General features: G+C 37.7%; 23 protein-coding genes. 15 read left to right on the forward strand and 8 right to left on the reverse strand.

The annotated features are described in order from the left end of the window. Positions 1 to 2: 2 nt before the first annotated feature. The 5 genes from BLS35_RS10980 to trpS form a co-directional block, all read right to left on the reverse strand. The gene (locus BLS35_RS10980) at positions 3 to 2,777 is read right to left on the reverse strand and encodes an outer membrane beta-barrel protein (protein WP_090780811.1); all 2,775 of its coding nucleotides are present in this window, start codon (positions 2,775 to 2,777) and stop codon (positions 3 to 5) included. Positions 2,778 to 3,140: 363 nt separating this feature from the next. Beyond that, positions 3,141 to 3,671: a putative periplasmic lipoprotein gene (locus BLS35_RS10985; protein WP_165973249.1), complete on the reverse strand. Its 531-nt coding sequence runs from the start codon at positions 3,669 to 3,671 to the stop codon at positions 3,141 to 3,143. A gap of 33 nt (positions 3,672 to 3,704) precedes the next feature. Beyond that, positions 3,705 to 4,433, reverse strand: coding sequence for a 3-deoxy-manno-octulosonate cytidylyltransferase (gene kdsB, locus BLS35_RS10990; RefSeq protein ID WP_090780812.1), 729 nt, complete (start codon positions 4,431 to 4,433; stop codon positions 3,705 to 3,707). Between the two features lies 1 nt (position 4,434). Further along, positions 4,435 to 5,049, reverse strand: a complete 615-nt coding sequence (locus tag BLS35_RS10995) for a deoxynucleoside kinase (protein ID WP_090780814.1) — start codon at positions 5,047 to 5,049, stop codon at positions 4,435 to 4,437. A 45-nt stretch (positions 5,050 to 5,094) separates the two neighbouring features. Next, positions 5,095 to 6,093 (reverse strand): tryptophan--tRNA ligase, encoded by a 999-nt coding sequence (gene trpS, locus BLS35_RS11000; protein ID WP_090780816.1) that lies wholly within the window; start codon positions 6,091 to 6,093, stop codon positions 5,095 to 5,097. Positions 6,094 to 6,227: 134 nt separating this feature from the next. On the opposite strand from trpS, the gene BLS35_RS11005 reads away from it, so the two are divergent. The 6 genes from BLS35_RS11005 to BLS35_RS27510 all read left to right on the forward strand — a co-directional run bounded on the left by BLS35_RS11005 (position 6,228) and on the right by BLS35_RS27510 (position 9,316). Next, positions 6,228 to 7,031 (forward strand): lysophospholipid acyltransferase family protein, encoded by an 804-nt coding sequence (locus BLS35_RS11005; RefSeq protein ID WP_254778826.1) that lies wholly within the window; start codon positions 6,228 to 6,230, stop codon positions 7,029 to 7,031. Next, complete coding sequence (gene gatC / locus BLS35_RS11010; protein ID WP_090780818.1) at positions 7,028 to 7,318, forward strand: Asp-tRNA(Asn)/Glu-tRNA(Gln) amidotransferase subunit GatC; 291 nt, start codon at positions 7,028 to 7,030, stop codon at positions 7,316 to 7,318. The genes BLS35_RS11005 and gatC overlap by 4 nt, the downstream gene beginning before the upstream one ends. A gap of 52 nt (positions 7,319 to 7,370) precedes the next feature. Further along, positions 7,371 to 8,159: an ABC transporter ATP-binding protein gene (locus BLS35_RS11015; protein ID WP_090780820.1), complete on the forward strand. Its 789-nt coding sequence runs from the start codon at positions 7,371 to 7,373 to the stop codon at positions 8,157 to 8,159. A 2-nt stretch (positions 8,160 to 8,161) separates the two neighbouring features. Beyond that, complete coding sequence (locus BLS35_RS11020; protein ID WP_090780822.1) at positions 8,162 to 8,710, forward strand: cob(I)yrinic acid a,c-diamide adenosyltransferase; 549 nt, start codon at positions 8,162 to 8,164, stop codon at positions 8,708 to 8,710. 130 nt (positions 8,711 to 8,840) lie between these two features. Next, positions 8,841 to 9,062 (forward strand): DUF2795 domain-containing protein, encoded by a 222-nt coding sequence (locus BLS35_RS11025; RefSeq protein WP_008240955.1) that lies wholly within the window; start codon positions 8,841 to 8,843, stop codon positions 9,060 to 9,062. Between the two features lie 92 nt (positions 9,063 to 9,154). Further along, the gene (locus BLS35_RS27510; RefSeq protein ID WP_131611230.1) at positions 9,155 to 9,316 is read left to right on the forward strand and encodes a lmo0937 family membrane protein; all 162 of its coding nucleotides are present in this window, start codon (positions 9,155 to 9,157) and stop codon (positions 9,314 to 9,316) included. On the opposite strand, the gene BLS35_RS11030 is transcribed toward BLS35_RS27510, so the two are convergent. Both BLS35_RS11030 and queA read right to left on the reverse strand, forming a co-directional pair. Then, on the reverse strand, positions 9,317 to 10,000 hold the full coding sequence (locus BLS35_RS11030; protein WP_090780824.1) for a 2-C-methyl-D-erythritol 4-phosphate cytidylyltransferase: 684 nt from the start codon (positions 9,998 to 10,000) through the stop codon (positions 9,317 to 9,319). 93 nt (positions 10,001 to 10,093) lie between these two features. Further along, complete coding sequence (queA, locus tag BLS35_RS11035) at positions 10,094 to 11,143, reverse strand: tRNA preQ1(34) S-adenosylmethionine ribosyltransferase-isomerase QueA (protein WP_090780826.1); 1,050 nt, start codon at positions 11,141 to 11,143, stop codon at positions 10,094 to 10,096. 228 nt (positions 11,144 to 11,371) lie between these two features. Between queA and BLS35_RS11040 the strand changes: the two genes are divergently transcribed. Further along, positions 11,372 to 12,079: a hypothetical protein gene (locus BLS35_RS11040; RefSeq protein ID WP_132225951.1), complete on the forward strand. Its 708-nt coding sequence runs from the start codon at positions 11,372 to 11,374 to the stop codon at positions 12,077 to 12,079. Between the two features lie 94 nt (positions 12,080 to 12,173). Beyond that, positions 12,174 to 13,415, forward strand: a complete 1,242-nt coding sequence (locus BLS35_RS11045) for an ABC transporter permease (protein WP_090780829.1) — start codon at positions 12,174 to 12,176, stop codon at positions 13,413 to 13,415. 79 nt (positions 13,416 to 13,494) lie between these two features. Here the strand turns inward: BLS35_RS11045 and BLS35_RS11050 are convergent, their stop codons facing one another. Then, the gene (locus tag BLS35_RS11050) at positions 13,495 to 14,688 is read right to left on the reverse strand and encodes a pyridoxal phosphate-dependent aminotransferase (RefSeq protein ID WP_175459591.1); all 1,194 of its coding nucleotides are present in this window, start codon (positions 14,686 to 14,688) and stop codon (positions 13,495 to 13,497) included. Positions 14,689 to 14,823: 135 nt separating this feature from the next. Here BLS35_RS11050 and BLS35_RS11055 point away from each other — a divergent pair, with 135 nt between their 5' ends. The 7 genes from BLS35_RS11055 (at position 14,824) to BLS35_RS11085 (ending at position 21,712) form a co-directional block, all read left to right on the forward strand. Continuing rightward, positions 14,824 to 15,801: a cation diffusion facilitator family transporter gene (locus BLS35_RS11055; RefSeq protein ID WP_165973248.1), complete on the forward strand. Its 978-nt coding sequence runs from the start codon at positions 14,824 to 14,826 to the stop codon at positions 15,799 to 15,801. A gap of 3 nt (positions 15,802 to 15,804) precedes the next feature. Continuing rightward, positions 15,805 to 16,245, forward strand: coding sequence for an NUDIX domain-containing protein (locus BLS35_RS11060; RefSeq protein WP_090780833.1), 441 nt, complete (start codon positions 15,805 to 15,807; stop codon positions 16,243 to 16,245). Next, a complete protein-coding gene (gene bioA, locus BLS35_RS11065; protein ID WP_090780835.1) occupies positions 16,242 to 17,510 on the forward strand; it encodes an adenosylmethionine--8-amino-7-oxononanoate transaminase in 1,269 nt (422 codons plus the stop codon). The genes BLS35_RS11060 and bioA overlap by 4 nt, the downstream gene beginning before the upstream one ends. 1 nt (position 17,511) lies before the next feature. After that, complete coding sequence (locus BLS35_RS11070) at positions 17,512 to 18,120, forward strand: hypothetical protein (RefSeq protein ID WP_175459592.1); 609 nt, start codon at positions 17,512 to 17,514, stop codon at positions 18,118 to 18,120. Positions 18,121 to 18,275: 155 nt separating this feature from the next. Further along, complete coding sequence (locus BLS35_RS11075) at positions 18,276 to 18,959, forward strand: hypothetical protein (protein ID WP_165973247.1); 684 nt, start codon at positions 18,276 to 18,278, stop codon at positions 18,957 to 18,959. A gap of 68 nt (positions 18,960 to 19,027) precedes the next feature. Further along, on the forward strand, positions 19,028 to 19,537 hold the full coding sequence (locus BLS35_RS11080) for an Lrp/AsnC family transcriptional regulator (protein ID WP_090780839.1): 510 nt from the start codon (positions 19,028 to 19,030) through the stop codon (positions 19,535 to 19,537). 111 nt (positions 19,538 to 19,648) lie between these two features. Next, positions 19,649 to 21,712, forward strand: coding sequence for a glucosidase family protein (locus tag BLS35_RS11085; protein ID WP_254778828.1), 2,064 nt, complete (start codon positions 19,649 to 19,651; stop codon positions 21,710 to 21,712). The last annotated feature ends 1 nt before the right edge of the window (position 21,713 follow it).

The raw sequence follows: 21,713 nt of genomic DNA on the forward strand, positions 1-21,713 counted from the left end.
ATTTATTTGGTCGCTGTGTTCTTCATAAAATTACCACTTAAATTCCAGTTTATCCCAATTAATACATAACGTGGGATGTAGCTGAAAGTACTTTCAGTTTTAACGTTACCTCCCACAAATCTATTGTATCCGATTTTTTGGTTCAGGATATCGGTAACAGATAGCTTAATTTCAAGTGATTCGCTCTTAAGTAGTTTTGTAGCTAAATAACTGTCCCATATAGCCGTATTCACATCTTGTATAAATGAGGAATTGGCAGGGCGGAAGGATAGGGAGAATGAGGTATGGAATTCTGATTTAAAAGGCAATTGAATGGTGCCTGAGATTTCGTGATTGTGGGTCAAACTTCTACCATCATTAATTTCACCAATAGATGATTTGCCTGTCATTAAGGAGGCTGAGGGGACGTAGTTGAATTCTATTTTAGGTGTATAATAATTAAAGGATGCTTTTAAATTATATTGCATATTTGCCGCTTTATTTTGGGTAGCGTTAATGATGGCTATGGTGTTGGATCTGCTGAAGCCCAGGTCGGCACCAAAACGCATATGTACCTTAGAGAAGCCTTTAGAATAGCTTAAGTTACCATTTAGGGAGTTGTTGCCATCAGCGTTTATAAAACTCGATATTCTCTTGTTGAATTCATCTACCAATTCAGTATTTACAATGGCATTACTGGTGAAACTATAGTTGAAGTTGGCAGAAATGTATTGATCTGATTTGAACTGGAAACTATTATAAGAAATGCCGAAATTATTACTAAAAGAAGGCCTTAATGCTGAATTACCAATAACCTGGAACAATGGGGTATTGATTTGGCGGACCGGTTGCAATTGCTCTATGCTGGGTTGTTGCATATATCCATTGTAATTTACGGACATGCCTGTACTGTTACTAATCTTATAAAAGACGTTGGTTCTAGGCGATAGATTTAAGTAGTTTCTCCTGAAATCTGTGTTTTTATCCAGATCCTTCAATTCAAATTTACTCTGGGTAGCTTCGAGCCCGCCTGATACCGAAAATTTTTCGTTATTGTACTGTAGGATTACTTTGCCCAGATTGGAAAAATTGACGAACTTAAAGTTATTACTTAAGGAGTCTATTTGAAGGGCGTCGCCTTTAATGTTGTCAAAAACCTTTCTATTACTACTTGAAGCTATAGTTTTGAAACTATATCCTGCTTCGAGTATCCATTTCTTAGAAATTGGATTGGTATAATTGATCCTGGTACCCAATGAATTTTGAGATCCTGAATTGTTTTTCCTTAGGTCGGTGTTTTCAATTCTATCAATGAACCCATTGGTTTTGAAATATTTGGTGGTGTTTAGACTATACGATTTACTACTGCTACTTTGGCTTTCTGGCTGTATATCAATAGATAGGGTGCGCCCTTTTTTCTTGAACCTTCTGGACCAGTTAATATTTCCATTATAGATTTCATTCGTACCTCTTCCTGTATTATTTTGCTCATTCTCACTGATGGATAATCCATTATCTCCGCGGGTTGAGTTGGCACTCCTGGAATTGTCATCGTTTCTACGTTTACTCAGTCCAAAAGACACTTTTAAGATAGACAGCGGGTCCATCGCATAAGAATACGTTCCCTTTAAAGATTCGCCACCTACTTCGGTATTATTGTCTGTGCTTTCTGAGCTATAGAATTTTGGTTGATCTGGAAGGAGCTCTTCTGTATTGGCAGTTGTATGGTTAACGTTATTGTTATTGAAGATTTTAAAGTTGAGTTTCATCCCCATTTTATTGTCCTTAAATTTATCGGCATAATAAGCTCCCAGACTTAAATTATTAGGTAGTCCTCCCGAAGAAGAAGCGTAATCATCATCTTCACTATCCGATATATACATGATGGAACTGCCATCATCTCCAACTTCTATCAGGTCATATTCTTCACCCTTCAGCTTTCGCATCGAATTATTGATCTTCGATTCATTATTTAAGCGGGAATAGGTGCCATAAACAGCGGCTTTAAGCTTGTTTTGGAATACACCGACCATACCACCATAATCTCCGAGTTTAGTTGTGCTAGTATTGAGGTCAATTGTTGACAAGTAGCCATTTTTGGCATTTTCTTTTAATTTAATGTTGATGGTCTTGTTCTTAATGCCGTCATCTATACCGGTCAGGTCTGCATTTTTACTTTTTCTGTCGTATACCTGAATTTCCTCAACTGCATTTGCTTTTAAATATTTTGTAGCGAGTAAGGGATCATCGCCAAAAAACTCATCCCCATCAACCAATACTGTTTTTACCTCTTTGCCTTGTGCTCTTATAGTACCATTTTTATCTACCTCTATTCCCGGTAGTCTTTTTAATAGTTCCTGGACATTGGCATTGGTGCGTACGGCAAAACTATCCGCCTGAAAAACCAGGGTATCACCTTTCATCCTTGTTGCACTTTTTATAGCTTGTATGACCACTTCATGTAATAATTTAGATTTCAGTTCCATATCAATGGTACCTAAATTTAGATTTGAAGTGTCGGATATTCTTAGGTTACGAATATAATCGGCCATTTTAGGATAGGTGATCAGAATCTTATAGTCCCCTTTTTTTAAATTTTCCAATTCAAAATATCCTTGTTGATTTGCTCTGGTTGTTTTTACCAACATAGAATCTGCGCCGATAAGTAGAATGGAACTATGTTCCAGTTTCTTTTTTTCGATAGGATCTATAACTATACCTTTTATTCTTGCCTTTTGTGCTAAAGCTGTAATAATTGGAAATAGAAAGAGAATACTAATGAAAATCTTTTTGAGCATAAATTACTTTGTAGCGAAAAGCAGAATTCTTAAAGCTAAGAACTATTTTTTTTATCGCATTAACTATTCGAAATAATATTCCTTTTTGTCAGTTGAAAATGGATTGAAAAGGCTTTAAATAAAAATAGCCCGAAAATTTCCGGGCTATTTTGTAAAAGTATATTTGGTTAGAATATGCTGGTTGATAAAAAACAAACTACTTATTTGCTCTTTGATTATATAAACATAATATAAAATTTATAAGTATCATAATATTATTTTTATTTTTTTCTTGTTGAGGTATACAAAGTATGGCTTTTTTACGTTACCACATGCTTCTGGCTATCAATTAGCGCGTTTTTTGGCAATAAAATTAAAATGAAATTATTTACAACAATTGTAGTAGGGCTTAACCTTTTTCTCTTTTTCAGACCAGGCAATATATACACTTGTCTCTTTTCCAGTACGGTACTTGAAACCGTTTAGTGCAGACTGTTTTAGTTCGTTGTAAAAAATTTTATCAGGGGTATACTGATCGGGGCTCTCATTTTCTGTAACAGCAGGTTCTAAAAAGTTCTCGTCGTCCAGAAATAACTTATATTCATTCATGATAAAGTCCATCTGACTGCGCTCTTTTTTTAAATCAACACTAGACTTGTAGTTGTCTATCAAATCCTTGGCTTTAAAGTCTTTACTGTAAATGAGCTTTCCATCGTAGGCAGTTATGCTAAATTGAATGGTCATGTCTTTCACCGCTCCACCATTAAGTGCAACTTTAAAAGTGTCTATCTTCACGGAGTCACTAAATGGTTTTAATATGATATGGTTTTCAGCACTGCCTTTGGTTTTATGGTCCGAAGTACAGGCACTTAAAATGCCGAATACCAGCAAAATTGGGATAAGATATTTTTTCATAACGATAACCAATATAAGTAATAATTGGGTTGATTACCTAATGATCTTATTCAAATCTTCGGGTGTATCTATGGCAATGGTTTCAATTGCTGTGATGCGGGTTTGAATGGTATAGCCATTTTCAATCCAACGTAATTGTTCCAGACTCTCAGCTATTTCGAGCGAAGATGGCTGAAGCTTGGTAATTTCGTGTAGGGTAGTGGTCGTATATCCATAAATGCCGATGTGTTTGTAAAACTGGTGTGCATTTAGCCATTGGTCTTTTTCTGCACTTCTGATATAGGGTATAGTGTGCCTGCTGAAATAAACGGCTTCTTGTTTGCTATTGATTACCACTTTTGGAATGTTGTTGTTAAACAATTCTTCTTCAGTATGGATTTCTTTAATTAGGGTAGCGAGTTGTACATTTTCTTGCTCAAAACAAGAAACAAGTAAATCGATCTGTTTTGGGTTTATAAATGGTTCATCACCCTGTATATTAATTACGGTATCGAAATCAGGGAAATGTTGCGATACTTCGGCACAACGGTCTGTACCACTTTGGTGTGTACTTCCAGTCATCACAAATTCGCCACCGAAATTACTTACTGCTTCAGCGATGCGCTCATCATCTGTGGCTACAACCACTTTGTTTAAGCTTGTCGCTTTTAAGGCTTGTTCATAAACCCGTTGGATCATGCTTTTGCCTTGAATGTCAATTAAAGGCTTGCCCGGAAATCGGGTAGAGGCATAACGGGCAGGAATAATGCCTAGTACTTCCATATTAAAATAATCCGTTGATCTCGGCGTCTATAGTTTGAATGATGGTGCCCAGATCTTCTGGATTATTGGTAAAGTCTAATTTATCCTTATCCAGGATCAACAATTTACCAAGGCTATAGCTTTTAATCCATGCTTCGTATTTCTCATTTAGTTTAGATAAATAATCAATACGAATACTTGTTTCGTATTCGCGGCCGCGACGTTGAATATTATTTACTAAAGTAGGTACGGAAGCACGCAGGTATACCAGTAAGTCTGGTGGTTTAATAAAAGAAGTAACGTTCTCAAATATTGCTTTATAGTTTTGATGATCTCTGGTGGTCATCAATCCCATTTCATGCAAGTTATCTGCAAATATGTATGCATCCTCATAGATTGTTCTATCCTGAATTACATTTCTATTGAAATTCTGGATGTCTACAATTTGCTGAAAACGACTATTGAGGAAATAGATTTGAAGGTTAAAGCTCCAGCGCTTCATGTCACTATAGAAATCTTCCAGGTAAGGATTGTTATCTACAGCCTCATATAAGGCTTCCCATCCATAATTTTTCGCAAGTAAACCTGTTAAAGTCGTTTTGCCTGCGCCAATATTTCCAACTATCGCTATGTGCATATCTTAAATTTGATGAGGAGTAAGGTACTTAATTTACACTAAATGTTAAAATGATTTAAACCCAATAATCTCTCTCACTTCTCTGATGGTTTTTTGTGCACTTTCTCTAGCTTTTAGCGCACCATGCTTGGCTACCTGACGTAAGTAAGAACTGTCTTTAGAAAGCTCTTCGATACGTTCGCGGATAGGTGTGTTGAATACAATCATGTCTTCAGCAAGTTGTTTCTTGAAATCACCATAGCGAATACCCATCTTGTTGTATAGCTCATCGAAATGCGCAATAGTATCAGGCCTAGAAACGATTTTCATCAGGTCAAACAAGTTCTGGATAGCTTCTGGCTTAGGCTGGTTTTCGGCTGTCGGGCCACTATCTGTTACCGCACGCGATACTTTTTTGCGAATTATTTCTGGACTATCTGATAGATAAATACAGTTTCCTTCGCCACTTGATTTACTCATTTTTCCATTGCCATCTAATCCGGGTACTTTAACCAGGTTTTGCGCATAGTTAAATGCAAAAGCTTCAGGAAAATACTCAGTTTTATAAAGTCTGTTAAAACGATTACCGAAGGTGCGTGTAAACTCAAGGTGTTGTTCCTGATCTTTACCTACCGGAACTTTTGTAGCCTTGTGAATTAGAATATCAGCTGCCATTAAAGTTGGATAGGTTAACAAGCCTGCGTTTACATTATCAGGTTGTGACCTTACTTTATCCTTAAATGAAGTACTTCTTTCTAATTCGCCCATATAGGCGTTCATATTTAGATATAAATAAAGTTCGGCTACTTCAGGAACATCCGACTGTACATATATAGTTGTTTCTTCAGGATCTATGCCGCATGCAAGATATTCTACTAAAACGTGTCTTACATAACCATGTAAGTCTTGAGGGGTAGGGTGCGTAGTTAAAGAATGAAGATCGGCAATGAAAAAATAGCAGTTGTAATCGTACTGCATTTTTACAAAGTTGGTTACTGCACCAAAATAATTTCCCAAGTGTAATTTCCCTGTCGGGCGAATACCGCTAACTACCGTTTCTTTCATCTGATTATTAATTGTTAATTTATTGAAGCTATCCCCGCTTTTTATTTTGATCTCAAATTGATGGAAAGATTCAAGAGGCCGAAATTAATAAAAAACCCTAATCCAGCCCGCTTATAATTTTATTTTTTATCTACATGCTAAAAGTTTACACCTTAATTGCAGTTTTTGAGCATATGGGCTATTTTTTAGTATTTTTGAATTCAATGATTAGCATCCTTAAACAAACGCACCGAATCTATTCTGTATTTATTATTGCTATATTTTCGTTGCTTTTTTATCCGTTTTATTATCTGGCGGCCCAAAATCCGAAGAGTTATGGCCTGTTAAACAGTCTGCGTAAGTTAAAAAGTAGACTCTGCGCCTTCTTTATTGGCTTTGTACCTCGCTTTACTTTCGAAGAGCCCCTGCTGCCAGGTCAAACTTATATTTACTGCTGTAACCATACCTCTAACCATGATATCATGATCCTTTGCATATTGGCGCAAGGTAGATTTCATTTTATGGGGAAGGCCGAGTTATTAAAGAATCCGATGTTGAGGGTCTTTTTTAAAACTATCGATATTCCCGTGGATAGGGATAGTAAGATGTCAGCTTTTAGGGCCTTTAAAAAGGCTGGGCAGAATCTTGAAAATGGAATGAGCCTGATTATTTTTCCGGAAGGGAAGATTTCTGATGAATATTATCCGCCAAGATTGATGCCTTTTAAAAATGGACCGTTTAGATTGGCCATAGAAAAGGGGATACCTATTGTTGCGGTGAGTTTAACGAATGTTTGGAAAAAGATGTGGGACGATGGGTTTAAGTATGGTTCCGAGCCAGGAATTGGCAATATTTATGTTCATAAGCCAGTTTTGACGACCAATTTGACAATAAATGACTCAGATGAGCTAAAAGACCGTATTTTTGATTTGATAAATAGTAAACTTGTTGATAAATGATTATAGATAAGCAGACCATACATAAAGTAGCAGATTTGGCAAGGATCGCGGTAAAGGAGGAAGAAATTGATGCCTTAATACCGGATATGAACAAGATCCTTACTTTTATGGAGAAGTTGAATGAGCTGGATACTACGGGTGTAGAGCCTTTGGTATATATGAATTCGGAAGGGAATGTTTGGCGCGAAGATGAAGTAAAACAGGAGATCAGTGTAGGAGAGGGATTAAAAAACGCTGCTGTTCACAACGAAGCGTTTTTTCTTGTTCCGAAGATCATAGAAAAATAAGGTTGCTGTAACATTAGTATGTTCGGTGCCGTCTAACCTCAAAAGAAAAGCAATGGAGAAAGCCTCTAGCACGTCGACAGCGTCGGATAAAGCATTAATACATATTAAAAATATTGCGCGTAAATACGTTATTGGTTCAGAGGTCATTCATGCCTTGAAATCAGTTACGCTGGATATTCATAAAGGAGAATTTGTAGCATTGATGGGCCCTTCTGGTTCTGGTAAATCTACACTAATGAATATTTTAGGCTGTTTGGATACACCAAGTAAAGGTGATTACATTTTAAATGGAACTAATGTGAGTCAGATGTCGGATAACGAGCTTGCGGAAGTTCGGAACAGTGAGATTGGCTTTGTTTTTCAGACTTTTAACTTGTTGCCTCGTTCTACTTCGTTGGATAATGTGGCTCTGCCATTGATTTATGCAGGAGCCAATAAAAAAGAACGCGAAGAGCGTGCACATAAAGCTTTAGAAAACGTTGGTTTAGGGAATAGGGTAACTCACAAGCCTAACGAGCTTTCGGGTGGACAGCGGCAACGTGTGGCCGTTGCAAGGGCATTGATTAATAATCCTTCTATTATACTCGCGGATGAGCCTACCGGAAATCTGGATACTAAGACTTCCGTAGAGATTATGGCGCTCCTTGAAGAGATCCATAGTAAAGGAAATACGATTATTCTGGTTACGCATGAGGAGGATATCGCTCAACATGCGCATCGTATTGTTCGTATGCGTGATGGTTTAATTGAAAAAGACTATCTGAATACAGATATCAAAACGGTGTCGCCGCGATTGACACATCTGAAAGAGAAGGGCGGCGATTTTGAAACCATAAATTAAATATGAAGATATATACCAAAACCGGTGACAAGGGATTAACTTCTTTAATTGGAGGTACCCGAGTACCTAAGTTTCATTTGAGAATCGAATGTTATGGTACCGTAGACGAGTTGAATTCTTACATCGGACTGATCATGTGTCAGGATATAGATGCTCATCATCAAAAGATGTTAAAGGAAATACAGGATCGTCTTTTTACTGTTGGAGCCGCTTTGGCTGCAGATCCAGAAAAATCAAGGATGAAAATTCCTGATCTTCGTGATATTGATATCAGTTTACTGGAAAGGGAAATGGACGACATGAATGAAGTGTTGCCTGAACTCAAGCATTTCGTTTTACCTGGAGGGAATACGGTTGTATCTTATTGTCATGTAGCGAGATGTGTATGTCGTCGTGCAGAGCGTTTAACGGTACATTTGGCTTCGGAAAGCTTTGTTGACGAAAAAATGACTATTTATTTGAATCGTTTAAGCGATTATTTGTTTGTTTTGGCACGAAAGCTGAATGCAGATGCTAAAACGGAAGAAAACATCTGGATTCCGCGATTATAATTAGTGATTTTCAGGAGTATTAGTGTAAAAATTGATATGATTGAAAATAGTGGAAAAAAAATTTGTTTTGCTCAGGTTTTTTAATATACTTTTGCGAAATAAATTTGAATAACTTAATAGTATAAGAAATATGTATTGGACATTAGAACTCGCATCGCATTTGGAAGACGCTCCATGGCCTGCAACAAAAGATGAATTGATTGATTATGGTATCAGATCAGGTGCCCCTGTAGAGGTGATTGAAAATTTACAAGCTTTGGAAGATGATGGTGAGCCTTATGAAACCATAGAGGAGATTTGGCCAGATTATCCTACTAAAGATGATTTCTTCTTTAACGAGGACGAGTATTAACCTGTAACGAATAGTAGAGGCTCCCCAAAGGGAGCCTTTTTTATTTTAAACAATTTGCAGATTTAAGTGTTCTTGTATTAAAAATAAATATTATGGGAAATTTACTTTATCTTATAGCAGTGGTGCTGGTCATTTTATGGATTATTGGATTCGTCTTTCACGGGTTCGGACCTAATGTTGGTGGTTTGATTCACATTTTGTTGGTTATTGCTGTGGTTGCTATTCTGTTGAAAGTAATAAATAGGGCCGCATAACTAAGGTGTTTTCTTGATCATCCTTCTTAAAATGGAGGCAATCTCCAAGTCCTCTGGGTGGGTGATTTTGATGTTTTCTCTTTCACCCACTATCAGGTTAATTTTATATCCAGCATACTCCGCTACCGAAGCATCATCAGTGAATTCATTTCTAAATGGAGCCTTGTATGCTTTTTTAAGCAGTTCTAAGTCAAATGTTTGTGGTGTTTGTATCAGTGCCAGCTCAGCTCGGCTTAGTGCTTCGCTTTTGCCATTTTCCAGTACTTTTCTAACAGAGTCAGTAGGTGTAATACCAATAATGCAATTGCCTGTCTGTTCGGCGACCTGGTAGGATTTGGTAATTAGCTGAGCTGAAATTAATGGTCTTACTGCATCATGAACAGCAACAATGCCTTTTCCTTTAATGGCTTTCAACCCGTTCTTCACAGAGTGGTATCGTTGTATTCCACCATTAACAACCTGATGGGGGATTGTGAAATTATATTGCAAGCAAAGTTCTTCCCAATATTTGTGCTGGTCTATATTGATCACTAGTAAGATGTGAGGAGCGAGTTCACACGAATGAAATGCGGCTATTGTATGCATAAGCACAGGTTTTTCATCTAGTAACAAAAACTGTTTAGGGATAGTACTTTGCATTCGGTTACCTGATCCACCAGCTACTATTATGGCATAGTATTTCATCTTATTATTGCTTTTAAATAAAAATAGGAGATTTAAAACTTACGTTTTCAAATCTCCCATGTCTATATTTTTAATATTGACTTAGATTAATCTTTAGATGATTAACATTGCATCGCCATAGCTATAGAAGCGATACTTTTCTTTCAAAGCTACTTCGTAAGCATGTCTAACATAATCGTAACCGCCAAAAGCACTTACCATCATCAATAGCGTAGATTCTGGAGTGTGAAAGTTGGTGATCATTGAGTTTGCAATGCTGAACTCATAAGGAGGAAAGATGAACTTGCTGGTCCAGTCGTTGGCAGCTTTAAGTGTTCTTCCTGAAGAAACAGCTGATTCAATAGCGCGCATTGAGGTTGTACCAACAGCACATACTCTTTTTTTACGTTCTAATGCCTTGTTTACAATATCTGCATCTTTCTGCTCAATGATAAATTGCTCAGAGTCCATTTTATGTTTAGTTAGATCTTCTACCTCAACTGATCTGAATGTACCTAATCCAACATGTAAGGTCACTTCTGCAAAGTCGATACCTTTCAGTTCCAAACGTTTCATTAGTTCTCTACTAAAGTGCAAACCAGCGGTTGGAGCAGCAACAGCACCTTCATGTTTAGCGAAAATAGTTTGGTAACGTTCTTTATCCTGAGCGGTAGCTTTACGTTTGATGTATTTAGGTAATGGTGTTTCACCTAAAATTTCGATGTTTTTTCTGAATTCTTCGTCTGTGCCATCAAATAGGAAACGGATGGTACGGCCACGAGAAGTTGTGTTGTCAACTACCTCTGCAACTAAAAGATCGTCATCACCGAAATACAATTTATTTCCAACACGGATTTTACGTGCAGGGTCAACTAAAACATCCCATAAACGAAGCTCTTTATTCAGTTCTCTTAACAGAAAAACCTCAATTGTTGCACCGGTTTTCTCTTTGTTTCCGTATAAACGGGCAGGAAAAACTTTAGTATTGTTCAGAATCATAACATCCTGATCATCGAAATAATCTAAAACATCTTTAAATATTTTATGTTCAATTTTACCGCTATCCCTATGTAAAACCATTAAACGGGCTTCATCTCTTTGTTCAGAAGGGTTGTTGGCAACCAATGATTCGGGTAAATTAAACTTAAATTGAGATAACTTCATAGTGTTTTAATGTGATATTTAAGGGCGCAAATTTACAAAATAATATCCTGATTAATGTATAATTCTTTTTGATGCTGTCTAATAACGTTAATATTTTTCATACTTCTCATTTATTTGTCATATGAAAGGCATTTTGATCACCTTAACTTCAGATTTGCTTCAGAATTTAGCGTTAGATTTAATTGTATAAAAAACACCTTATAAATCAAACTCTAAAAAAACAAACTGATGAAAAAACTCTACTTCACAACTTCAATGATTTGCTTGCTTACGCTTTTTATGGGTTGCACCAAGGATGATACTACGGCAACTGATACGCAATTGAGCTATAGTTTTAATGCAATTAATCTGAATGCATCTTTAAGCACTAATGCGACAGCTAGTGGAGCTATAGTTGCGGCCGGTACAAACGGGAGTATCAACTGGACAAATGCAAGTGTTAACATTTCAAAGGTAGAATTTAGTGCTACTCAGGCAGGGAAAGCGATCTCATTAGAGTCGAAAAATTTATTTGCAGTTAATGCACTTAAGCCTGATTCTTTATCTGGTACAGTATCTTTAGTTTCGGGTGTTTACGAGAATAATGAATTCAAAATCAGTATTAACGAATCAACTACTAATCCACCATTAATGCTTGCCGGTACTTACATAGAGGCATCGGGTACAAGAATACCTGTTATTGTCCAGTTAAATATGACTCAGTTGATTAAGCTTGAAGCGCCAAAGATTGAAATTAGCAAGGGTAAGTATGTTGCAAGGGTAACCGTTGAGCTAAATGGATTGGTAAAAGGGCTAACTGCTAGTGATTTTGGGCAGACAGCACGTACGGCACCTAACAACACCATTCTAGTTACAAATACGATTAATAGGCCGCTTTTTGAAAAACTTGCATCGAGATTACCGTCTATTTTGAGTTTAAGCATGACTAAACAGTAATAAAATCTCGACATATCTTGTCTGCATCATATTTTTTATAGTTTAGCAGGAATTACTGTAACCTTTTTGGCTAGTTTTGATCTAAACTATAATTATGATTATTTTCAGACTAATAGGAGAAAGTTTTAGGTTCGCAGCTGATGCATTGCGCCAAAACAAACTAAGGACCATGCTTTCCTTACTGGGAATTACTATTGGTATTTTTGCCATTATTTTCGTTTTTACGGCGACCGACACTTTTAGAAGCAAGCTTCAGGAAAGTATAGATAAGTTAGGCTCTAAGACGATTTTTGTTCAAAAGTGGCCTTGGGGTGGCTTTGGAGATTATCCCTGGTGGAAATATGTGAACAGACCAGAACCTTCTTTAAGAGATTATGCCGCGCTGAAGGAACGATTAGAGCATGCAGAAGGGGTTTCTTATGAGATTTATGCGGATAGTAGAACCGTGAAGTATAGAAGCAGTTCGGTTGAAGGGGCTGGACTAAAGGCGGCTTCTCAGGATTTTAATAAAACATGGACCATCGATTTTCAGGAAGGAAGGTATTTTACAGAAAATGAAGGAAAATCAGGTTCGCCTGTGATCATTCTCGGAGCTGATATCGCCGATGGTCTATTTAATGGTGAAACTGCTATCGGAAAGAAGATATTGGTTATGGGGCGTCGCCTGACTGTTGTGGGGGTATTTAAAAAAGAAGGGGAAGATATGTTGGGCATGTCACAGGATAAGAACATTTTGATTCCTTTGAATTTTGCTAAAGGATTGTTTGATGTACAAAGTGATAGATATGATCCTACGATTACTGTAAGAGGAAAGGAACATATTGCTGTCGAGGAAATTGAGAGCGAGATTAGGGGCGCAATGCGGGCGATACATAAAATCAGACCTGGTGCTGAAGATGATTTTGCCTTGAATAAGAGTACTATTGCATCTAATCAGCTAGATCAGATGTTTGGTATTGTAAATATTGCAGGTTGGGTAATTGGCGGTTTTTCTATTCTTGTGGGAGGCTTTGGAATTGCCAATATTATGTTTGTATCCGTAAAAGAACGTACCAATATCATTGGTATTCAAAAATCGCTGGGTGCTAAGAATTATTTCATATTGCTGCAGTTCTTGTTTGAGGCTGTTGCGCTTTGCTTGTTGGGTGGTGGACTAGGTATCTTATTGGTTTATATCGTCACATTAATTACGGGCGCAATGGGATTTACGATGGTCCTGTTCCTGAATAATATTTTGTTAGGGGTAGGAGTTTCGTTTGCGATTGGAACGATATCGGGATTTTGGCCAGCTTATTCGGCGTCTAGGTTGGATCCTGTCGAAGCAATCCGCTCGTAATATGGCTGAGTTTATATAAAAAAAGCAGATCATAAATCATGATCTGCTTTTTTTATTAGGGTTATACTGTTATATGAAGTTAGCTTAATTTAGCTAAGGCATCTTTAATTTGGCTAACAGCCTTTCTTAATTGCTCTTCTGAAGCAGCGTAAGAGATACGGATGCAGTCTTCGTTTCCGAAAGCTTCACCAGTAACTGTGGATACGTGTGCTTCATTTAAAAGGTATAGAGAAAGATCTTCAGCTGTGTTGATAACCGTATCGCCGTTCTTTTTACCGAAATAAGATTTTACTTCAGGGAAGAAATAAAAGGCCCCGTCTGGTAGGTTTACTTTGATACCAGGGATTTCTTTTAATAAAGCATAAACGATATCTCTACGTTTTCTGAATTCGTCAACCATTAATTTTACAGATTCTAAACCACCTTGGTATGCCCCTAAAGCTGCACGTTGTGCAATTGAAGAAGAACCTGAAGTGATTTGTCCTTGTAGCTTATCACAGGCATTGGCAATTTCTTTGTTTGCAGCCATATAGCCAACTCTCCAGCCAGTCATTGCATAAGATTTAGAGAAGCCATTGATTAGGATTACCCTGTCTTTTACAGAATCAAACTCAGCGATTGAAGCATGTTTTCCAACGAAGTTGATGTGTTCGTAAATCTCATCAGAGATGATGTAGATGTTTGGATGTTTTTCGAATACTGCAACTAAATCAGCAAGTTCTTCTTTGCTGTAAACCGATCCTGTTGGGTTACATGGTGAAGAGAACATGAATAATTTGGTTTTAGGCGTGATTGCGGCTTCTAGCTGTGCACCAGTTATTTTAAAGTTATTCTCTGCAGATGCATTGATAAAGACAGTTTCACCTTCACCAAGTTTAATCATTTCTGAATAGGATACCCAGTAAGGAGTTGGTACGATAACTTCATCTCCTGGATCAACTAGGCACATTACCGCATTGGCTAATGATTGTTTAGCGCCAGTAGAGACCACAATTTGGTCGAACGTATAAGTCAAGCCATTTTCCTTTAAAAGCTTGTCAACAACAGCCTTACGTAATTCAGGGTAACCTGAAACCGGGGTGTAGTAAGAGTAATTTTCGTCAATTGCCTTCTTGGCTGCCGTCTTTACATCATCAGGTGTAAAAAAGTCAGGCTCTCCAAAGCTTAAATTGATAATGTCTATCCCTTTTGCAGATAGCTCTCTTCCTAGCTTCGCCATTTTAATGGTTTGTGACTCAGATAGGTTGTTGATTCTTTTTGATAAAAATGTCATAATGATTAATGCGCAAGCAAATATTATTTTGTGAAATAGCAAATATATAAACCTAACGGTATTATAAACTAAAAAAAATACTTTTTATCATAATTTGACAGGTAAACTGTATTTTTGGCTGCTAAACTCAGCAATTTGCAACCTCAAAAGAAAGCCATATTAATCGCATTGTGCGTAAGCGTAGTGTTAATGCTGGCTAAATTTGCCGCCTATTTCATCACACATTCAAATGCTATACTTACAGATGCCGCCGAAAGCATTGTAAATGTAATAGCCAGTAGCTTTGCTTTTTATAGCATTTACCTTGCTACTTTGCCAAAGGATGAAAATCATCCGTATGGGCATGGAAAAGTGGAATTCTTTTCTGCGTTTATTGAAGGTGTGCTAATAGCTATTGCAGGGGTTATTATTATCTTTAAATCGGGGTATGATTTGATCTATCCTAGGCCAATTGTTCAACTTTTTGAAGGAGCCGGCATTATTGGAGTCACTGGGGTAGTTAACCTGATTGTAGGTTACTATTTGATCAATACCGGAAAGAACCATAGATCAATTACCCTTGAAGCCGATGGAAAACACCTGTTAACTGATGCGATTACCAGTGGTGGCCTAGTTGTAGGAATCATTTTGATTAAGCTGACGGAGATTTTTTGGCTGGATAGCGTGATTTCAATCCTTTTGGGCTTATACATATTATATAACGGTTATAAGTTAACCAGGCGCTCAGTGGGCGGTTTAATGGACGAAAGTAATGTTGATCTGGTTGCCGATATTATTAATATACTTCAAAAAAACAGGAAAGATCCCTGGATAGATGTACATAATTTAAGGGCGCAGCAATATGGTGCTGATTTGCACATCGATTGTCACATTACTTTGCCATATTATTTTGACTTGAACAGGGTTCACAAGGAAGTATCTGAAATAGATGAAATCATAAATGGTAATGCGGATCGTAGGACTGAGCTTTTTATCCATACTGATCCATGTTTGCCGGCTTGCTGTAATTATTGTCATATGAAAGAATGCCCGGTTAGACAGGAACCTTTCCGAGCTGAAATCAAGTGGACAATAGACAATGCGACTAAGAATTTAAAACATTTTGACCAATAAATAATGAGCTATTTTAACGTTAGGGTATACGGGTTATTAATCAACACCAACAATGAAGTCTTGATTAGTGACGAGCAGTCGGGTGGGCGTATCTTTAGTAAGTTCCCTGGTGGTGGTCTTGAGCTTGGTGAAGGCCTCGCAGATGCGCTTAAAAGGGAGTTTATGGAGGAGTGTAATGCCGAAATAGAGGTGTTAGCTCATCTTTATACGACTGATTTTTATGAGCAGTCATCTTTTAACGACAGCCAGATTTTAAGCATTTATTACTTGGTTAGGGCTATACATCCTTTAGCACTCAATTTTAAAACTGAGGCGTTTGACTTTGATGAGGGTGTTCTGCAATCGTTTAGATGGATTGCATTGGATACGCTAAAGGAAGACGATGTGACCTTTAAAACCGATAAAAAGGCAATTGATCTGTTATTGAAACAATACGATTTATGAGTTTAGCAGCACGTGATGCACAAGTGATTTGGCATCCCTATACGCAAATGAAAAATCCTTTGCCCCATATTCCTATTGTGAGTGGGGAAGGTGTTTATTTATTTGATGAGGCGGGCAAAAAGTATATTGATGCAGTTTCTAGCTGGTGGGTAAATATTCATGGGCACGCACATCCATATATTGCTGCCAAGGTTGCCGAACAACTAAATACACTCGAACATGTAATATTTGCCGGCTTTACCCATGAACCTGCAGTACGACTTGCGGAACGTCTATTACCACTGCTACCGGGAAAGCAATCAAAAGCCTTTTATAGCGATAATGGCTCTACTGCGGTGGAGGTTGCCCTTAAGATGTGTTTACAGTATTGGGTAAATACCGGTAAGCAGGACCGTAAAAAGATCATTGCATTTAAAGAGGCTTATCATGGTGATACCTTTGGTGCCATGTCTGTTAGTGGTCGCAGCATATTTACGGATCCATTTAATCAGCTTTTGTTTGATGTAGAGTTTATAGACTTACCCAATGCTCAAAACATAGAGCAATTAAAGTCGAGGATCAACTATCTTTCTAATGAGGTTGCTTGTTTTATCTTCGAACCAATGGTTCTCGGAGCTAGTGGAATGCTGATGTATGAAGCTCAATACCTAGATCAGCTTCTGGAAAGCTGTCAGAAACATGGTATTTTAACCATTGCCGATGAGGTAATGACTGGTTTTGGTCGTACAGGAAGGTATTTTTCTTGTGAAGCATTGGCCAATAAACCTGATATATTTTGTCTCTCTAAAGGACTAACAGGGGGAACAATGCCGCTCGGGATTACTACCTGTAATGCAACGATATTTGATGGTTTTTTAAGTGATGATAAACTTAAAACACTGTACCATGGACATTCATTTACGGCAAATCCTGTCGCTTGTGCTGCTTCATTGGCCAGTCTTGATATTTTATTAAGCCCCGAAACCCTGCAGAATATTCAGAGAGTGGAAGCGCAACATAGGGGATTTGCAGAAAGTATTAAAGGACACCCTAAGTTGAAAGCTATCAGGCAAGCTGGAACAATACTGGTTATGGAATGGGAAACTGGTGATGATACCTCTTATTTGAGCGGATTAAGGGATAAGTTATACTTGTACTTTTTAGAACGGGGGATTGTGCTGCGTCCATTGGGCAATATATTATATATATTGCCTCCCTATGTAATTAGTAATGAAGATCTGGCGTATATTTACCAAACAATTTTACAGGCATTAAAAGAGATATAATATGCAGATCCAGGCAATTTTGGAGAATATAGTTAATGATAATATGTTGCATGCTAAGTGGCTAAATACATTGTCCTACATGGAGAATGCAGGTGCCAAAAAGATTTCAGCATCGGAGCATAAGGAACAGGTGAACCTGATCATTCTTAAACATGCCGCAGAAGAACATCGCCATGCATATTACCTGAAGAAGCAATTGGATAAGCTGGATGGTGACTTGTGTAAAACATATACCAATGACGAGCTTTTAAGTCCTAATCATACTAAATTTTATTTGAATGCGCTGGATGTCGCTGTATGTAGATATTTAAAGCAGCACTTCAATTTGACTGGTTATGAGCTGAAATTTGCTGCTTATTTATTTGTTACTTATGCAATTGAAGTGCGGGCAGATGAGTTGTATCCTGTTTATCAGGATGTTTTAACCAGAGCAGGAAGCAAGGTGAATGTTAAATCTATCATTTTGGAGGAAGAGGGACATTTGGAAGAGATGTTGAACCAACTTAAAACCTTCTCGCCAGATTGGGAAAAACATGCGGAATTGGTTATAAAAATAGAACAGAATATGTTTGCAGACTGGATACAAAACCTGGGTAAGCTGGTCGCTTAAATTATAAATTAACTTTACCGGACCCGCTTTATAATTTATTTATAAGGCGGGTTTTGTTTTTTTGATAGTTTGTCCCATTATCGTTACAAAATAAATTTTCTTTCTAATGTGGATTATTGGTTGGACTATGTGTAATTTATTAAGAAAATTAACATATGAAAGAAAGTAGATCTATGAAAGAGCGTAAAGATTATTTATTTTGTAAAATGTCGATAATGGAATCAATTGAAGATGAGTTCAGTATCAGGGGCTTAAGTATTTCGCATAGGTCAGAAAGAGAACTGATGGTCATCAGTGATTTTTTTAACTACTTACGCAGTTTTCTGGACCACTCAGATGCGTTTTATAGTACGATATTGCCAATGCTCCAGGTAGAAACTTTGGGGAAAATGACAATGGTGGGGGCTGAAGGCGGCTTATCTACTGAGGGTTTTTGGTTGCATTCGGGTTATGGGCGTTATTATACCCGCAGGGTTGATGAGGAAGGCTTACCCTATGAGGAAACTGAAGATTTTTGTAAACCTGGTAAGGTAGAACAGATGCCTGTAAACAGTGATCTTAATTTGCAGCTGGCTCGTGGTGCAGTAATTATTCCCTTACCAAAAGAATATTTTGAATGTCTGAAGCTGAATGCTTTTGACTTGGAGAAACAGGATTTTCTAGAGAAAAGGAAAATAGGGAAGATGAAACCAAGAGAAAGATATCAGGAATTCCTAAGTTTTTTTGGGGTCGAGATTGAACAATACTTTGCTGTAAAGCACATTGCCAGCTATTTAGCGATGCAACCTTCGTTTCTGAGCAGATTGCGTGGAGAGAATTTTAAAAGACAATCTAAATAAAAAAGTATCTACAGACAGTTTTTTTAATTGATGACTTGATCTAATTTGCCTTCAAATAAAAAAACTGTATGCCTTTCAACTTAGACGAACTAGATCTCAAATTATTATTTCATTTGCAGGAAAATGCAAGGATTAGTGCCAAGGATATTTCAAGGAAGATCCATTTATCTCCTAACTCAGTAAGCTCAAGAATAAAGCGATTAGAACAACGTGGATATATTAAGCAATATGTGACGGTTTTGAACAACACTATGCTAAACAGAGAATTGATGGCCTTTACCGGAGTTCGGTTGATTCACAATAGCAGTTCAAATCTGGAATCTTTTATGGAGTTTGTAAAGTATGTCCCTGAGGTTACTAATTGCTATCATGTAAATGGAATGTTTGACTTTTTGCTACATATAGTAGCCACTGATATGAAGGGTTATCGCAATTGCCTGGTCAATACATTCGCTAAATTTGAAAATGTAAGTGAGCTCAGAACATTTTTTGTACTCAATGAAATTGGAGGTGGACAAGCGATTGATTTAACGCATTTGTGTAACAGATTCAGTAGAAATCAAAGGCGGATGAAATAGTATTGATTGGATATCTATGCTAAGATTGTTGATTAACTAGCCAATTGAATGCCTGAAAAAGCTGTGAAAAATCTTCAAATTGCAATAGCCAATTTGAACATAATTAATAGTATGAGATTTTTTTTTACCAAAACAAACATTATTGCGGCAGCTTTTTGTCTTAGTCAGGCTTTATGCTACGGACAGCAGCGTGTTACTTTGCCAAAACAGATCGATAGATGGGCTATACAACGCAATGGAAGTATTACATGGAATATTAACAATACAGTACCACATACCGATCACATTGAAATGGCGGGTGAAAAGGTAGCTATATGGGTTGAATACGGACTGGATAGTCTTAAAAGGTCTAAAATTAGCAGAACCCTTGTTTTTCCAACTTTTAGAATGTTACCTGATGGAACCAGAACACATATCACTTATTCATTTCAGGATATAGAACTTCCCCGGTTCTACATCAACAATAAACTTTTTGATTTTGCAAGTGCTAAAAGCAAGAAAAAGGGTAGTATAGGTTACGATATTAAAAATATCAATCATAAAGGCATCATGCGTGTAAACGCTGAAATCGGGGAACCGATTTTGTGTACCATGGAACGAAGTATCTACCCATCCGTGGATCAGCCTATGGCCATTGAGAAATTTGTCTTTACCAACGTATCTGATGCGGATCTTCCGGTTACAATGGAATACTTGAAACGTGAGGTAAGAACCGATCCTTCAAGAAGTAAAGTGCGATCGCATAGTGTAATCATGGGGACAATCGGTGATGGAAGTCGGGTTTTAAAACCAGGAAAGTCGATCACCTTTGCTGTTTACTACCTGGCTACAGATCATCCTGATCAACTACCAGTAATTAACCCTGATGTAGAAGAACAAAAAAGAATAGCGAGAATTGCCGAGATTGAAGCCCCTCTAAAATTAGAAACTCCTGATAAGGTATTGAATACAACTTTCGATTTCGCTAAACTTAGGGCTACGGAAAGTATTTATAAAACAAAGGGTGGCTATATGCATGGACCTGGCGGTTTAGCTTATTATGCGGCTATATGGGCCAATGATCAGGCAGAATATATCAACCCTTATTTTGCCTTTTCGGGCGATAGGATAGGTAATCTTTCTGCAATGAATGCTTATAGCTGGTTTGCAAAGTATATGAATCCTGACTATAAAGCTATCCCAAGTTCAATTGTGGCCGAAGGTGATGCGGTTTGGAAAGGTGCGGGGGACCGGGGAGATCAGGCGATGATCGCATATGGTGCTTCGCGTTATGCATTGGCCAATGGGAATATAGATTCGGCTCGCAAGTTATGGCCCTTAATTGAGTGGTGTTTGGAATACAGCAAACGCAAATTAAATTCAGAGGGGGTTGTTACTTCCGATAAAGATGAACTAGAAGGTCGTTTTCCGGCTGGTAAGGCCAATTTATCAACCAATACCTTATACTATGATGCATTACGTTCGTCAGTGTTATTGGGGCAGGCATTAAATAAACCTAAAAGTCAGACTGATGCTTACCGTAAGGAGGCCGATGCATTGAAAACGAACATAGAAAAGTATTTTGGCGGTAATGTAGAAGGCTTTGAAACCTATAAGTATTACGAAGGTAATGATGTATTGCGTGCATGGATTTGCTTGCCTTTAACTATGGGTATTTTTGATAGAAAACAAGGTACCATTGATGCGTTGTTTTCCCCGAGATTATGGACAGCGGACGGACTAGCCACACAGGCAGGAAAGGAAACTTTCTGGGACAGATCCACGCTTTACGCATTAAGAGGAGTACTGCAAGCTGGAGAAACTGAAAAGGCAATGGATTTTATCAAATATTACTCACGTCGTAGGTTATTGGGTGATCACGTTCCTTATGCAGTGGAAGCTTATCCAGAGGGGAATCAACGCCATCTATCTGCTGAAAGTGGTTTATACTGCCGTATATTTACTGAAGGCTTGTTTGGCATGCGCCCTGTTGGTTTTAATAGCTTTGAGTGCGCGCCAAGGTTACCCAAAGACTGGAACAATATGGCTTTAAGGAATATTCATTCTTTTGGAAATGTATTTGACCTGGAAGTAGCGCGTACCGGTAAGGATAAATTACTGGTAACCATTAAAAAGGCAGGGAAGGATTATAAATATCAAATTAAAGAGGATGGAACTCAATTAATTAAACTCTAAT

The sequence above is a fragment of the Pedobacter sp. ok626 genome (assembly GCF_900100435.1).
Classification (GTDB): Bacteria; Bacteroidota; Bacteroidia; order Sphingobacteriales; family Sphingobacteriaceae; genus Pedobacter.